Origin of the sequence: Xenorhabdus vietnamensis (assembly GCF_002127535.1) — a bacterium.
Taxonomy (GTDB): domain Bacteria; phylum Pseudomonadota; class Gammaproteobacteria; order Enterobacterales; family Enterobacteriaceae; genus Xenorhabdus; species Xenorhabdus vietnamensis.
On record NZ_MUBJ01000002.1, the window covers coordinates 275,852 to 291,116 of the forward strand.

At 43.2% G+C, this 15,265-nt stretch carries 14 protein-coding genes and 1 pseudogene; 4 read left to right on the top strand and 11 right to left on the bottom strand.

What is annotated here, in order from left to right:
- Positions 1–16: 16 nt before the first annotated feature.
- Complete coding sequence (betA, locus tag Xvie_RS03390) at positions 17–1,681, top strand: choline dehydrogenase (RefSeq protein ID WP_086107955.1); 1,665 nt, start codon at positions 17–19, stop codon at positions 1,679–1,681.
- Positions 1,682–1,791: 110 nt separating this feature from the next.
- Here the strand turns inward: betA and Xvie_RS03395 are convergent, their stop codons facing one another.
- Positions 1,792–2,313: a hypothetical protein gene (locus Xvie_RS03395; RefSeq protein WP_086107956.1), complete on the bottom strand. Its 522-nt coding sequence runs from the start codon at positions 2,311–2,313 to the stop codon at positions 1,792–1,794.
- A gap of 262 nt (positions 2,314–2,575) precedes the next feature.
- Between Xvie_RS03395 and Xvie_RS03400 the strand changes: the two genes are divergently transcribed.
- Together Xvie_RS03400 and Xvie_RS03405 are read left to right on the top strand one after the other, a co-directional pair.
- Complete coding sequence (locus Xvie_RS03400) at positions 2,576–4,888, top strand: TonB-dependent hemoglobin/transferrin/lactoferrin family receptor (protein WP_086107957.1); 2,313 nt, start codon at positions 2,576–2,578, stop codon at positions 4,886–4,888.
- 137 nt (positions 4,889–5,025) lie between these two features.
- The gene (locus Xvie_RS03405) at positions 5,026–5,541 is read left to right on the top strand and encodes a sigma-70 family RNA polymerase sigma factor (protein ID WP_086107958.1); all 516 of its coding nucleotides are present in this window, start codon (positions 5,026–5,028) and stop codon (positions 5,539–5,541) included.
- A gap of 108 nt (positions 5,542–5,649) precedes the next feature.
- On the opposite strand, the gene nqrM is transcribed toward Xvie_RS03405, so the two are convergent.
- The 8 genes from nqrM to Xvie_RS03445 all read right to left on the bottom strand — a co-directional run bounded on the left by nqrM (position 5,650) and on the right by Xvie_RS03445 (position 12,852).
- Positions 5,650–5,874, bottom strand: coding sequence for a (Na+)-NQR maturation NqrM (gene nqrM, locus Xvie_RS03410; protein ID WP_086107959.1), 225 nt, complete (start codon positions 5,872–5,874; stop codon positions 5,650–5,652).
- Positions 5,875–5,890: 16 nt separating this feature from the next.
- Positions 5,891–6,919: an FAD:protein FMN transferase gene (locus Xvie_RS03415; protein WP_086107960.1), complete on the bottom strand. Its 1,029-nt coding sequence runs from the start codon at positions 6,917–6,919 to the stop codon at positions 5,891–5,893.
- Positions 6,920–7,010: 91 nt separating this feature from the next.
- The gene (gene nqrF, locus Xvie_RS03420) at positions 7,011–8,237 is read right to left on the bottom strand and encodes an NADH:ubiquinone reductase (Na(+)-transporting) subunit F (protein ID WP_086107961.1); all 1,227 of its coding nucleotides are present in this window, start codon (positions 8,235–8,237) and stop codon (positions 7,011–7,013) included.
- Positions 8,238–8,252: 15 nt separating this feature from the next.
- Positions 8,253–8,849, bottom strand: a complete 597-nt coding sequence (nqrE, locus tag Xvie_RS03425) for an NADH:ubiquinone reductase (Na(+)-transporting) subunit E (RefSeq protein WP_086107962.1) — start codon at positions 8,847–8,849, stop codon at positions 8,253–8,255.
- An 8-nt stretch (positions 8,850–8,857) separates the two neighbouring features.
- Positions 8,858–9,487: an NADH:ubiquinone reductase (Na(+)-transporting) subunit D gene (locus tag Xvie_RS03430; RefSeq protein WP_086107963.1), complete on the bottom strand. Its 630-nt coding sequence runs from the start codon at positions 9,485–9,487 to the stop codon at positions 8,858–8,860.
- Positions 9,480–10,274, bottom strand: a complete 795-nt coding sequence (locus Xvie_RS03435; RefSeq protein ID WP_086107964.1) for a Na(+)-translocating NADH-quinone reductase subunit C — start codon at positions 10,272–10,274, stop codon at positions 9,480–9,482. Before Xvie_RS03435 ends, Xvie_RS03430 begins: the two co-directional genes overlap by 8 nt.
- A complete protein-coding gene (locus Xvie_RS03440; protein ID WP_086107965.1) occupies positions 10,267–11,505 on the bottom strand; it encodes an NADH:ubiquinone reductase (Na(+)-transporting) subunit B in 1,239 nt (412 codons plus the stop codon). Before Xvie_RS03440 ends, Xvie_RS03435 begins: the two co-directional genes overlap by 8 nt.
- A gap of 3 nt (positions 11,506–11,508) precedes the next feature.
- A complete protein-coding gene (locus Xvie_RS03445; protein WP_086107966.1) occupies positions 11,509–12,852 on the bottom strand; it encodes a Na(+)-translocating NADH-quinone reductase subunit A in 1,344 nt (447 codons plus the stop codon).
- Positions 12,853–13,282: 430 nt separating this feature from the next.
- Here Xvie_RS03445 and Xvie_RS03450 point away from each other — a divergent pair.
- Positions 13,283–13,672 (top strand): annotated as a pseudogene (locus Xvie_RS03450) (L,D-transpeptidase family protein); the annotation flags it as partial.
- 1 nt (position 13,673) lies between these two features.
- Here Xvie_RS03450 and Xvie_RS03455 read toward each other — a convergent pair.
- Both Xvie_RS03455 and lpcA read right to left on the bottom strand, forming a co-directional pair.
- Positions 13,674–14,441 carry a class II glutamine amidotransferase gene (locus Xvie_RS03455; protein ID WP_086107967.1) on the bottom strand — a complete coding sequence of 256 codons (768 nt, stop codon included), beginning with the start codon at positions 14,439–14,441 and terminating at the stop codon, positions 13,674–13,676.
- Positions 14,442–14,490: 49 nt separating this feature from the next.
- Positions 14,491–15,072, bottom strand: a complete 582-nt coding sequence (gene lpcA / locus Xvie_RS03460) for a D-sedoheptulose 7-phosphate isomerase (RefSeq protein WP_086107968.1) — start codon at positions 15,070–15,072, stop codon at positions 14,491–14,493.
- Between the last annotated feature and the right edge of the window lie 193 nt (positions 15,073–15,265).

Below are 15,265 nucleotides of genomic sequence, written 5' to 3' on the forward strand. Positions count from 1 at the left end.
AACAGAGGAGATAACAATGGTTTTTGATTACATTATTATCGGTGCTGGTTCAGCGGGTAACGTGCTTGCAACCCGTTTGACGGAAGATCCGAATGTAACTGTTCTGCTATTGGAAGCAGGCGGGCCAGATTACCGATTCGACTTCCGTACTCAAATGCCAGCGGCGCTGGCATATCCTTTGCAGGGAACCCGTTATAACTGGGCGTATGAAACCGATCCTGAACCCCATATGAATAATCGACGCATGGAATGCGGACGCGGCAAGGGGCTTGGTGGATCCTCGCTGATCAATGGCATGTGCTATATCCGTGGCAATGCAATGGATTTTGATCATTGGGCAGCACAACCGGGGTTGGAAGACTGGACTTATCTTGATTGCCTTCCCTATTTTCGCAAAGCTGAATCACGGGATATTGGCGACAATGACTATCATGGCAGTGATGGGCCAGTCAGTGTCACAACTCCCAAAGCGGGTAATAATGAACTTTTTCACGCGATGGTAGAAGCAGGCGTCCAGGCGGGTTATCCGCGTACTGATGATCTGAATGGCTATCAGCAAGAAGGCTTTGGGCCAATGGATCGCACTGTTACCCCTAAAGGACGCCGCGCCAGTACAGCCCGTGGCTATCTGGATCAAGCGCGATCACGTGCCAATCTTACTATCATTACCCATGCTTTGACTGATACCCTCGAATTTGCAGGAAAAACAGCCGTCGGCGTCAATTTTCATAAAGGCAATAGCTCAGCTTTAATACAAGCAAAAACGCGTAAGGAAGTTTTGCTCTGTGCTGGAGCGATCGCATCGCCACAGATTTTGCAACGTTCAGGCATTGGCCCAGAAGAAGTATTGAATGAATTTGCTATTCCTGCGGTACATGTCTTACCCGGCGTTGGGCAAAACTTACAAGATCACCTTGAAATGTACTTGCAGTATGAATGTCTCAAACCCATTTCCCTCTATCCAGCGTTAAAATGGTATAACCAGCCCCAAATTGGCGCTGAATGGTTATTCAAAGGAACAGGCATTGGTGCCAGCAATCAATTTGAAGCAGGTGGTTTTATTCGTACCCATGAAAAATTTACCTGGCCAAATATTCAATTTCACTTTCTGCCTGTTGCTATTAATTACAACGGCAGCAATGCCGTCAATCAACATGGTTTTCAGGCGCACGTTGGCTCCATGCGCTCCCCAAGCCGTGGTCGAGTGAAAATTAAGTCACGAGACCCACGTCAACATCCAAGTATTTTATTCAACTATATGTCAACGGAACAAGATTGGCAGGAATTCCGCACAGCTATTCGCATTACGCGGAAAATTATGGCGCAGCCAGCGCTGGCTCCATATTGTGGACGTGAAATCAGCCCAGGTATTGAAATCCAGACCGATGAACAATTGGATGCCTTTATTCGTCAACATGCCGAAACAGCATTTCACCCATCATGCAGTTGTAAAATGGGGACGGATGAAATGGCAGTCGTCGACGGCCAAGGGCGTGTACATGGCATTGAGAATTTACGTGTTATTGATGCCTCTATTATGCCAACAATCATTACCGGTAATTTGAATGCCACAACGATCATGATGGCCGAGAAAATTGCCGATAAAATCAGAGAAATTTCACCTCTGCCACAAAGTCAAGCAAAATATTTTGTCGCCAACAATGCACCTGTCCGCCAGTGAAAAATAAAATTTAGCTTAAGTTGTATAAATAATTAAGGGTGATCATTTTTAGATCACCCTTCTGACATAATCCATTTAAAATCAGCAACACCTTGAATTAAAATGATAAATTATTTTTCCTCTTTTTTATCCTTGTCACCTTTAAAACTATTGATTAAATCATCCGCCTTTTTATCAGCTTCAGATTTTATTTCCCCCGTCTTTGACTTCATGGAATCTGAAATCTGATCGATCTTGTCACTAGCCTGATGCTGTATATCATCTGCTTTTGCTTTCATCGTATCCATCACATCACTCGCTGTTTTGGTCGCCTGATTCTGCACATCAGCCACCTTGGATTTCATTTTCTCAGCGACCTCATTGGCAGAATGAGTGATGTGATTTTGCACTTCCTTAGATTTATCAATCGCACTACGACCTTCACGCAAAACGTTTTCCTTTATCTCCTGTGATTTTTCTTTTGTACTATTAGTGATACCCGTGACTGTTTTTTCAGCGTCAGTTTTCATTTGCACTGCGTTTTCTTCAACTTTCTGTGCCGTATTTTCTGCTTTTTTAGATGCATCATCACAGCCAGCAATCAGTGCCACGATACCTGCCAAGATCAGAGAACCAAGAATCTTTTTCTTCATTGACTAACCCCTTGTACTTATAGAAATTGAACTTAAAGAGCTTGCACTTATGGAAATGAGAATCTCAACGTCAACATAGTTAGCAATTGATAAGATTTAAAAAAATTAGAAATTATTTCAATAAGTTACTCTTAAAACATCTGCAATAAATAGTGGCTCCATCAAAAAATAAAAATAATTCTCATTTTTATTTGTCCGTTTTGATTTCTCAAGTGACTTATTACATTAAAGAATATTTACTTGATCATATTTCAGGGAATTTATGAAAAATAATAGTCAAAAATTAGAAAAACGCCCAATCGCGACCATGATTCAAAAAATCTTAAGCGGCGCACTTTCAGGGACATTTGTATTAGGGGCAGCTTTTGCCAGCCCTGTTTATGCTATCGAAAATTCAACAGAGCAAAAAGCTGAAAAGAAAAATGAGGTGATGAAATTACCTACACTTTCAGTCGTTGAAAGTTTACACAATAGCACCAGTGCGGGAAGTTCAGTGCTCAAAAAAGCGGATATTGACCGGACTCAGGCAGATAACATTGCTCAATTACTCGACCAACTTCCCGGTGTTTCGATGTCAGGCTCTCCGCGTCCCGGCGGGCAAACCCTGAATATTTGGGGAATGGGAGACCAAGAAGATATCAAAATCACGCTGGACGATGCGCCAAAAGGATTCGAGAAATATCGTCAGGGTTCCGTCTTTATTGAACCTGAATTAATCAAACGTGTAGACGTTGATAAAGGGCCACACAATTTGCTGAACGGCAACGGTGGATTTGGTGGTTCTGTCAAAATTGTAACAAAAGATGCTGGCGATTTGTTGCGGCCAGATGAGGATTGGGGCGGTTTTGTCAAACAAAGCTACCACACCAATGACAGACAATGGATCAACAGTGGCGCAATATATGGCAGAGATCCCAACGGTTTTGTTGATGGCTTACTCTATGTCAGTAAACGTGATGGACACAATATCAAACGCCCTGATGGCACCCGTTTTGAGTACTCTCAAAACAACCAAACCGCCTATTTATTGAAAACCAACTTTTATCCCAGTGACGCACATACTATCAGTTTATCTGCCATGCGCTCTGAATCAGATGGTTGGCAACCGTGGGCGGCTAAACGGGATAAAATGAATGTTCCCTCCACCAGTGAAATAAAAAAATATGGTCTGGACAAGGCATGGAAGACAAAACTGGTTTTTCGTGATCAAGTCGATCAAAACTATTCTGCCAAATGGAATATCGCTCCAGAAGATAATCCATGGCTAAATCTGACGATGACTTATGCCTATTCGAATACTGAACAAAATGATCGTCGCCCTGAAATAGAAGGTGTTAACCTCGCACTTGCAGGAATTATGGGGCAAAGAAGTTGGATTAAATATGTTGATCAACTAGCTGATATAAATAATAAAAGTGTATTTTTAATTGGCACAGTAGAACACGAATTATTGATGGGTGCTCGTTGGCATAAAAACCAACGCCATATTTTGATACTCGATAAGAATAAAAAGGACGATCCAGCATTTAATTACGGCTATTATCAACCTGGTTATATGCCAGCTGGAGACCAACAAACTTACAGTTTCTATATTCAGGATTCACTAAAATTAGGTAGTGTTACCATCACACCTGGCGTCCGTTATGACCATATCAAAAATGTAGGTAAAGAAAATAATGCCCCGATATATAACAACAAATCACCTGAAATAAATCATGACTATAGCAAGGTAACTTATACTGGCTGGACACCCCATCTAGGTATGATGTGGCAAGCCAACAAACATCTGTCACTATTTGCAGATATCAGCCGTACATGGCGTGCTCCAGTAATAGATGAGCAATATGAAGTACAGTCAACAGGTGGTCTTCCTGGTTCCAGTCGTAATCTTGATGTTGAAAGGATGGCAGGAATTCGTCTTGGAACCATTCTCAATTTTGATAATCTGATGTTTGAAGATGATAGCCTGCAAATCCGCACCACCCTATTCCGTAACCGCGGTACAGATGAAATTTTTAAAAGACGTGGAATTTATTGTAAAGATCAGATTGAAAGTGGTTCGAGCAACTCATGTGAAAAGCCTCTGGCAAATTATCGCAATCTATCAGGTTATACCATTGAAGGGCTGGAAATTGAGACGTTCTATGATAGTAGAACGCTATTCGGAAAATTCTCGTTCTCTACTATGCGCGGCCAGCGTGATGCTTCCATGCGCGATCCATGGCTAGGTCGTAAAACCTGGATTGCAGAAATACCACCAACATCTGCACATGCCATGTTGGGATTCAAGATTCCACAATGGCAGATGGCAATGGGTTGGAAAGGCGATTTTGTCCGTAAACAAGACCGTTCACCAAAGGATGATGATCCAATGGCTATTTCTTGGTCATTCCCTAAAAGTAGCGGTTATGCCTTACACGGCTTGTTTGCAAGCTGGCGCCCTCCTTATATGAAAGGATTTGAAGCACGGATCACCATCGATAACCTGTTCAATCGTGATTACTATCCGTACTTGGGAGAAGCAGTTTCCGGAATTGGCCGTAATTACAAGTTCAGTATTTCACAACAGTTCTAACTGACATTTAACCACTCGATCGCTAACCCTCTTAATTTTTAAGGGGGTTAGATCTAGAATGCTGCGTTGACTTCTTCCGAATAAATACAAATAATAATCATTATCATATTTATCCTATCCCATCAGGCAATATCATCATGGTGGTGCAAAAAAGCACATTTGGGCACAGTCAAATCGCCCAGAAACTTTATTCCGATTACCATCACTGGTTATGTAACTGGATCAAACAAAACAGTGCTTGTCCAAATCATGCCGAAGATCTCGCTCATGAGATTTTCATTAAATTGATGCAATCTTCGGATCTTGAGAATATTCGCCAGCCAAGAGCCTTTTTAATGACGATAGCCCGTAGAACCCTTGCCAATTACTGGCGCAGAAAAAAACTAGAAGATAATTATCTGGAATACATTAGTGAACTGCCCAAAATCTCATCACGTCCTTCTGAAAATCAACTCGTGCTGTTAGAACAGTTAGAAAAGATAGATAAAACGCTGGATGAACTTCCGACAAAAGTTCGACAGGCATTTCTACTCACTCAACTACAAGGCCTACGTTACAAAGAGGTTGCAAAAGATTTAGGTATTTCAATAAGCTCAGTGAAAAATTACCTACACCAAGCCCACAGAAAATGCCATCTTTTCGATATGTCTTGAGCAAAATGCCTTGAATAAACTTTTCTGAATAGACAACAAAAACCCGCTGTTTATCTGGCAGCGGGTTACTTTTTTCTAATCGAAAATTAGCTGGATTGTAAAACAGCATCACAGAATACGATTCTTTTCCAACTGTGCTTGACGGGTAGCTTCCCTTGCCATGCGTTTTTTACGCGCATCACAGGGTTCAGGACAATCGCAAACTTTTTCTACGCCGATACTTCCCAAGCCACCACAGCTTCCTTGAATGCTCTTGCGCTTAAAAATATAGCCCAATGCCATTCCCGCAAATGCCAATAGGAAAAAGATAAAAGCAGCAATAAAGACTTCCATAACCTTTCTCCTTCTTTTATTTCTTCTGCAAGTATGCCTTAAAAGCCGTGCTATAGCGCTCTTCAAAACCCTCTTTGGTTTTGACAATCATAAAGACCGGAATATTCAGCTTTTCCGCTACTTCCATTCCTTTCTCTGGCCCCAATACATCCAAGCCTGTAGAAAATCCATCTGCACTCATACAGGTCGGCGCTATCACAGTAATTGAAACCAAATTATGTGTTATCGGCCTGCTGGTTTTAGGGTTAATGGTGTGAGAGTAACGCACTCCATTCTGTTCAAAATAATTTCGGTAATCACCCGATGTCGCTATAGACATATTGCCTGGTTCAATGATCTCCTGGGCGTTCTGTGCCATACCACTATCCGATGGTTTTTCTATTGCTATCCGCCATGGATTGCCTTTGCCATTGTTGCCCAATGTGCGCACTTCACCACCAATATCAACCATGTAGTTTTTAATGTTCTGAGATTCCAGATACTCAGCTACAGCATCAACACCATAACCTTTAGCAATGGAAGAGAGATCGACATACAGTTCAGGAATAGATTTAATCAGATTATTACCTTCAACAGACAAGTGATTAATGCCTGTCCACCCTCTGCGAGTCGCTAACTCTTCATCCGTCGGTGCTTTAGTCATTCGCCCTTCCGGCCCAAAGCCCCACAAATTCACCAATGGGCCAACAGTGACATCCAGTGCTCCTTCTGTCAGCTTATTGATTCGCATGGCTTCTGTGACAACTTTCGCTGTCGCGGCAGATACCGGAAATGGTTTATTCACTTCACGGCTTTGATTAAAACGACTCAATTCAGAATTTGGCCGATAAGTGGACATTTGATCATTCACCTCCTCCAGCAACCGATCAATCTCTTTTTGCAGGTTTTCTGGGGCAGGTGAAGATGAGTCAGCAACATATTTAACGGAGTAATACGTTCCCATTGTTTGCCCATTCAGGTTTTGCTGCTCTGGGCCACCACAGGCTGCCAGCAGTACAACCGAAAATAACAATACACTCCAGTGGATAATTTTTTTACTCAGCATAACTTACTCTTTCTGGCTTATTTGAGCTCTTTCTGAATCGTCAGCGCCCACAAAAGTGGGCGCTTATCATTAAATCAGAATGTTACAAACATCAGCCGCCGAAGTCATCCAGCATGATGTTTTCATCTTCTACGCCGAGGTCTTTCAGCATCTTAATAACTGCGGCGTTCATGACTGGAGGCCCACACATATAGAATTCACAGTCTTCTGGTGCCGGATGATCTTTCAGGTAGTTTTCATACAGGACATTATGAATAAAGCCTGTATAACCATCCCAATTATCTTCCGGCAGAGCATCTGACAGTGCCACATGCCATGTAAAGTTCTCATTTTCTGCCGCCAGCTGATCGAAATCTTCGGTATAGAACATTTCACGCTTAGAACGTGCACCATACCAGAAAGAGATCTTACGCTTGGAACTCAAACGATTAAGCTGGTCAAATATATGAGAACGCATTGGAGCCATGCCCGCACCACCACCGATGAAGATCATCTCTGCATCAGTATCTTTCGCAAAGAACTCACCAAATGGGCCGGAAATCGTTACCTTATCACCCGCCTTCAGTGACCAAATGTATGAAGACATGATACCCGGAACAACATCTGGGTTTCTTGGCGGAGGCGTTGCAATACGTACGTTCAGCATGATAATGCCATGCTCTTCCGGATAATTCGCCATTGAATATGCGCGAACTGTCGGCTCTTTGACTTCAGAGACATAACGGAACAGATTGAATTTATCCCAATCTTCACGATATTCCTGTGGCACATCATAATCCGCATAACGGGCAACATGTGGAGGACATTCAATCTGAATGTAACCACCCGCACGGAATGGAACGACTTCCCCATCAGGAATTTTCAGTTTCAATTCTTTAATGAAAGTTGCTTTATTATCGTTGGAGATAACTTCACATTCCCACTTCTTGACACCGAAGATCTCCTCTGGCAATTCGATTTTCAGATCTTGTTTAACATTAACCTGACATGCCAGACGACAGCCTTCTTTAGCCTCACGCTTATTGATGTGGGAAAGTTCCGTTGGCAGGATATCACCACCACCTTCCTTGATTTTCACACGGCACTGACCACAAGAGCCACCGCCACCACAAGCAGAGGAAACAAAAATCCCCTGATTGGAAAGCATATTCAACAATTTGTCACCAGCGGGAGCAGAAAAACTTTTATCTTCATCGCCATTGACTTCAACTTTAATATCCCCTGTGTTCACTAACTTGGATTTTGCGAACAAAATCATTGCCGTCAGCACCAACACAATCAGGGTAAACATTACTACGCCTAGAATGATTATATCCATGAATTCTTCTCGCCTTTAGAGCTGCACACCGGAGAAGGACATAAAGCCCAATGCCATCAAACCGGTGGTGACAAAGGTGATTCCCAATCCTTTCAGACCTGCCGGAACATCCGCATATTTCATTTTTTCACGGATCGCAGCCATCAGAACAATCGCCAGCATCCATCCCATACCTGAACCGAAACCGTATACGATGGACTCTCCGAAGTTATAGTCACGCTGTGCCATGAATGAAACGCCACCAAAAATCGCACAGTTCACCGTGATCAACGGCAGGAAAATACCCAACGCGTTGTACAGTGCCGGAACATAACGGTCTAGGATCATTTCCAGAATCTGTACCAGTGCAGCAATTACCCCGATAAAGGTAATGAAGTTCAGGAAGCTCAAATCCACCCCATCCATCAAGGCTCCATCACGGAGTACCAGATTGTAGACAAGGTTATTGGCAGGAACGGAAATACCCAATACAACAGTTACAGCTACACCTAGGCCAAAAGCTGTCTTAACATTCTTCGACACCGCCAAAAACGTACACATACCGAGAAAGAAAGATAACGCCATATTCTCGATAAAGACTGCGCGGACAAACAAACTAATATAGTGTTCCATTTTGTTTGTTACTCCTTCTCAACCTGCGCAGGTTTCAGAGTCCGCAGACCCCAAATCAGCATACCAATAATGAAGAACGCACTCGGTGCCAGCAGAAACAAACCATTTGGTTGATACCAACCGCCATTTTTGACAGACTCCAGCACCGTCATACCGAACAATTTTCCTGAACCAAACAGTTCACGCAAGAAACCAACCAGCAACAGAATGACGCCATAGCCCAAACCATTACCGATACCATCCATGAAACTTTCAACTGGTGGTGCTTTCATGGCATAAGCTTCAGCACGCCCCATTACAATACAGTTCGTGATGATCAAACCAACAAACACCGATAGCTGTTTGGAGATTTCGTAAGCATAAGCCTGCAAAATTTGGTCTACCACGATAACCAGCGATGCAATAATCGCCATTTGTACAATGATTCGCACACTGCCAGGAATATAGTTACGGATCAATGAAATGAAAAAGTTAGAAAATGCCGTCACTAATGTCACAGCAATGGTCATAACCAACGCAGTTTCAAGTTTGGTGGTAACCGCCAATGCTGAACACACTCCCAAAACCTGCAATGCAATTGGGTTATTATCAAACAACGGCCCAAGCAGGACGCGTTTTATCTCTTTACTATCAGCCATCTTTCAAGGCTCCCTCGCGTACTTTTTTCAGGTACGGGCCAAAACCGTTATCACCCAGCCAGAAATCAAACATATGCTGAACACCGTTAGAAGTCAGAGTCGCTCCAGACAGGCCATCTACACCGTAAGGGTTATCACCGGCTCCACCACGGACGATCTTAAGTGCTGGAACACCTTGTGGGTTATAAAGTTTTTTACCTACCCACTGCTTGCGCCATTGTGGGTTATCAACCTCACCCCCCAAACCCGGGGTTTCACCATGAGAATAGTAAGTAATGCCGTGGGATGTCACACCATCTACATCAATGGCAATAAAGGCATACATCATTGACCACAGACCAGAACCGTATACCGGCAGAACCAGTTCAATCGTTTTGCCTTGCTCATCCTTAACCAGATAAATTTCTGCCATATTGGCACGGCGGCGAATTTTCGCCAGATCCTGATCTGGTAATAAAGCGATACTGGTTTCGTCACTGCGCAGAGCATTATTCAGGTCGAAATTACCGCTGCTTTTTTCCAGTGTTGCCGTTTTCAAATCAAGCAATTCAGGCTTAATGCGGCTGCTATAAATTTGGTTGATTTCCGCAGTTGTCATACCCGGTTTTAGCAAACCAGCCACATCCAGAATATTGCGCTGTTTATCCAGCAGTTTCTGTTCCTGCTGCTGCGCTTTCAAGCCTACGGCCGACCCAGCCACCACAATTGAACATACAAGGCACAGTACAAAAACAACGAGGAATGTTCTGCCGATGCTGTCATTATTTTTCGGTTTATCATTAGCCACGGGCTTTTCTCCGCTTAATATTGGCCTGTACCACCAGATAATCGAACAGTGGCGCGAACAGGTTAGCGAACAAAATCGCCAACATCATTCCTTCTGGATACGCTGGGTTTACGACCCTGATCAAAATACACATAACACCAATCAGAATACCGTATGCCCATTTCCCTTTATCCGTAAACGCTGCGGATACAGGGTCAGTAGCCATAAAGATCATGCCGAAAGCGAAGCCTCCCAGAACCATGTGCCAATACCACTCCATAGCGAACATTGGATTAGTGTTGGAGCCAATCGCATTAAACAGGTAAGACATTGCAATCATACCGATCATCACACCAGCAACGATGCGCCATGAAGCGATACGAGCAAACAGAATGATGGCACCACCGATGAAAATCATCAGAGTGGAGACTTCACCAATTGAGCCGGGAATGTTACCGATGAAAGCATCCATCCACGTAACTGGCTGCCCGGTAATGGTATTCATCAAACCGTGCTCACCCGCAGTTGCCCACTGAGACAAAGGCGTTGCACCAGAAAAACCGTCAGCCGCAGTCCAGACTAAATCACCTGAAATCTGTGCCGGATAAGCAAAGAACAGGAAAGCACGACCAGCCAGAGCGGGGTTAAGGAAGTTACGACCAGTACCACCAAAGATTTCTTTCGCAATCACTACGCCGAAAGTAATCCCCAAAGCAGCCTGCCACAATGGCAATGTTGGTGGAACAATCAGTGCAAACAGAATAGAGCTGACAAAAAATCCTTCGTTGATTTCGTGTTTACGGATAATGGCAAACAAAACTTCCCAGAAACCACCAACGACAAAAACAACCGCATAAATTGGCAGGAAGTAGGTCGCTCCCAACAGCATTTTACTGCCCCACCCTGCATCTGGTGTCAATGACGCCCCCAGATACTGAGCAAGTACATAATGCCAATCAGAAGACAGAACCTGCTGTAAGGCATCTCCATTATATAAATGAGTCAGGGCTGGTATTGCCTGATTCCCGACGTTATACATTCCCCAAAACATCGCAGGGAAAACAGATAACCACACCAAGATCATCATGCGTTTGAGATCAATGGCATCACGAACATGAGCACGCCCTTTTGTCACTGTACCCGGCGTGTAGAAAACGGTGCTTACTGCCTCATAGAGAGGATAATATTTTTCCAGTTTGCCGCCGGCCTCAAAGTGATGCTCTACTTTTTCAAATAAATTTTTCAGGCCCATGAGTTACCCTTCCAGCTCAATCTTAGTCAGCACGTCACGCAGTACTGGACCATACTCATATTTGCCGGGGCAAACATAGGTACACAATGCCAAATCTTCTTCATCCAGCTCCAGACAACCCAGCGCCTGAGCACTGTCAGTATCGCCAGCAAGCAAGTCACGCAATAGGTGCGTTGCCATGATATCCAGTGGCATTACTCGCTCATAGTTACCAATTGGCACCATGGAACGTTCCCCACCATTTGTCGTGGTTGAGAAAGCAAAACGTTTCTTTTTCAGGAAATGCCCAATTGTGGTACGGGTAATGGAAAACTTATTAATGCCCGGGGCGATCCAACCGAACAGCTCTTTTTCCCGACCTTCTGCAAGAACGGAAACTAACGTATGGAAGCGGCCAAGGTAATGGCGCGCATCATCTGATTTTGTACCATACAATACGGAGCCAGAAATAATACGGTTGTCACCCTCTTTCAACTGATTTTGCGTCAACTCCAGCAAATCAGCGCCCAGCTGAGTGCGCACCAAGCGTGGGGATTTAACTTGCGGCCCTGCCAGAGATACCACACGATCAGTGTAAAGCTCGCCCGTAGTAAATAGTTTACCAATGGCAATAACATCCTGATAACCCAGATGCCATACCATTTTTTTGGCACTGACAGGTTCAATGAAATGAATGTGAGTACCAACCAAACCAGCTGGATGTGGGCCTATAAACCGGTTATATGTGATTTGATCATTATTTCCTGTTGTTGGAATATTTCCAGCGCCGTGGCAGATATGGATTTTTCCGTCTGTCAATTTTGACAGAACATTCAGGCCATCAACAAAAGCCTCTTCCTGAGTTGCAATAACGACTAAAGGATCAGCAGCCAGAGGCTGAGTATCTATTGCCGTGACAAAGATTGCCTTTGGTATGGAACCGGGAACAGGAGAACGACTGAAAGGACGTGTACGCAGTGCTGCCCATAAACCTGAAGCAAGCAGGTTTTTCTCTACCTGTTCACGACTCAAGTCAGTAAGTTCAGCACGTTCATAGCTATCAAACGTAACTTTCTCATCACCACTCACTTCAATAACGACAGATTGCAGAACACGGCGCTCACCACGCCCAATGGTTACAATTTTACCGCTTGCAGGACTAGTGAAAACAACCCCTGGGTTCTTCTTGTCTTCAAAAAGAATTTGCCCTTTTTTAACATGCTCACCTTCCTTAACCAGCATAGAAGGACGCATTCCAACATATTCTTCGCCCAGTAAAGCGACATGGCGAATGGTTGGACCGTCTTCTATAACTTGGGCAGGCTCTCCTGCTATCGGGAGGTTGAGTCCTTTTTTAATTTTTATCATAAGATTTGCACAAGTTTATCAGTTAAATCATATACTACAGATAGCCCTACGGTATTCCCTTAGGGTAATGCAGCTACTTCAGTAATAAAAAAACACCTTGAGCGATATATGCCTCAAGTTATTCACTCCGATAATCGTTACAATTTTCTCTTAATTTTTGCCAGCGGCAATTCTAACATCTCGCCCACTGACTGTCTGATTAATCAAGTGACATAGCTCAAGCAAATAAAAATAATTACTCGTCTAAATCTTAACTACTCGGGAAAGACGAATGCTCTCATCACTTTTCCCTACAACAAAGTGAATTACAATCGAAAAATAACTTCGCAAGAGCAGAATATCACTGCTATCTTTTACTCATAATTTCTACGAAACATTACAGTTCTAATACTCATATTTCATCTAACCGCCCGATTACGTTATGAAAAAGAAAGGTTATCGAGCCATTAATCTGAGCTTTCCCAATAAATTTGATAAATCCAAAGGATATTCAGGCAGTAATTTAATGATTCATGGTGAATGTAAATCAATGGGTTGTTATGCCATGACCAACCGTTATATGGATGAAATATATCAGTATGCAGAAAGTGCACTTCATCATGGACAGAATGAAATAGAAATCAATATTTACCCTTTTAAGATGACTCCACAAAATATGAAGCGACATCAAAATAACGATAATTATCTGTTTTGGAAAGAATTACAGCCCGCCTATGAGTATTTTGCCCAAAATAGCATTCCAGCCACTGTTAGCGTAATAGGCGGGCAATATGTTGTTAACGTAAAACCCCAAAAACCGACACTCCTTTTGGAACCGTAAATCAGACTATTTTTTCTCCAAAATGAAATAGCGCATAGTTACCTGATTCGATACGGTGCCAAACTTCATTTCCTGTTAAAGGCTGAGTGGCAATTACTGATACTACATCCCCCGGTTGGGTGTGCTGCTGAAAATCAATTTCAACATCCTGATCAAGTAATTTAGCACTACCAAAAGGAGCACGACGAGTAATCCAATGCAATTGAGTCGAGCAGTAAGCCATGACAAACTGTCCATCCGACAACAGCATATTGAAAACACCCTTTTCTCTCAGCTGATCAGCCAGAGAAGCAATAAACTTAAACACTGCCGGCCAATTGGAAGGACGCTTGGGATATTTCAACGATAATTGATGCAATATCCAGCAAAATGCCCATTCACTGTCTGTCTCCCCAACCGGTCGGTAACTACCCGTTTTCAACTTATTGTGTCCCTTAAATTGACCATTATGGGCATAAGTCCAATATTTTCCCCACAACTCACGGGTAAATGGGTGGGTATTTACCAGAGAAACATTACCTCTGTTTGCCTGACGAATATGGGCCACAATCACTTCTGATTTGATCGGGTAGCCCCGGACAAATTGAGCCACAGGTGAATGACAACTGGATTGATGATCTTTAAACGTCCTGTATCCCAACCCCTCATAGAAGGTTACTCCCCAGCCGTCCTTATGAGGACCGGTCTGCCCACCCCGTTGAATTAGGCCACTCAGACTGAAAACAATATCTGTTGGCACATTGGCACTCATGCCAAGTAATTCACACATTGCCTACCTCTAACACCTATTCCTAACGCCTATTTCTAATGAACAACAATCAAACTTTTACCATTTCTTTTTCAATCAATTGAATCAGGATATGAATGACTTTAATGTGAATTTCCTGAATACGGTCTGCGTAACCAAAATGCGGTACTCGAATTTCAACATCCGCCGTGTCTGCCATTTTTCCGCCATCCTTGCCAGTCAAGGTAATAATTTTCATCCCCTTGGCACGGGCTGCTTCAACCGCTTTAATAATGTTGCCAGAATTTCCTGAAGTCGAAATACCGAGCAATACATCACCTTTCTGGCCAACAGCTTCAACATAGCGGGAAAAAACATAATCATAACCAAAGTCATTGCTCACGCAGGATAAGTGGCTAGGATCAGAAATCGCAATGGCCGGATATCCCGGACGATTTTCACGGTAGCGGCCTGTCAATTCTTCTGCGAAATGCATGGCGTCACAATGCGAGCCACCATTACCACAGGAAAGCACTTTTCCTCCAGCCTTGAATGAATCAGCCAACAGAACAGCGGCTTTTTGAATGGCTTCAATATTTACGTCATCGTTAAGGAAATTAGCCAACGTATCTGCGGCCTCGGATAACTCACTGCGGATCAGTTCTTGGTACATGGAACTTATACTCCTGAAAGGTCTTCGGAATTAATAATACTCGTCAATCAGTGTAACGGATTCCCCCCCCTGAAAGAAGGTATCATCACATTTCAGTGGAATTATCATCCGCAAAAATAAAATGACTTTGTGAGCTAGATTGTAATTAGGATGTAAACATATTGATAAATACATTTTCCTCATCTAAAAAAGA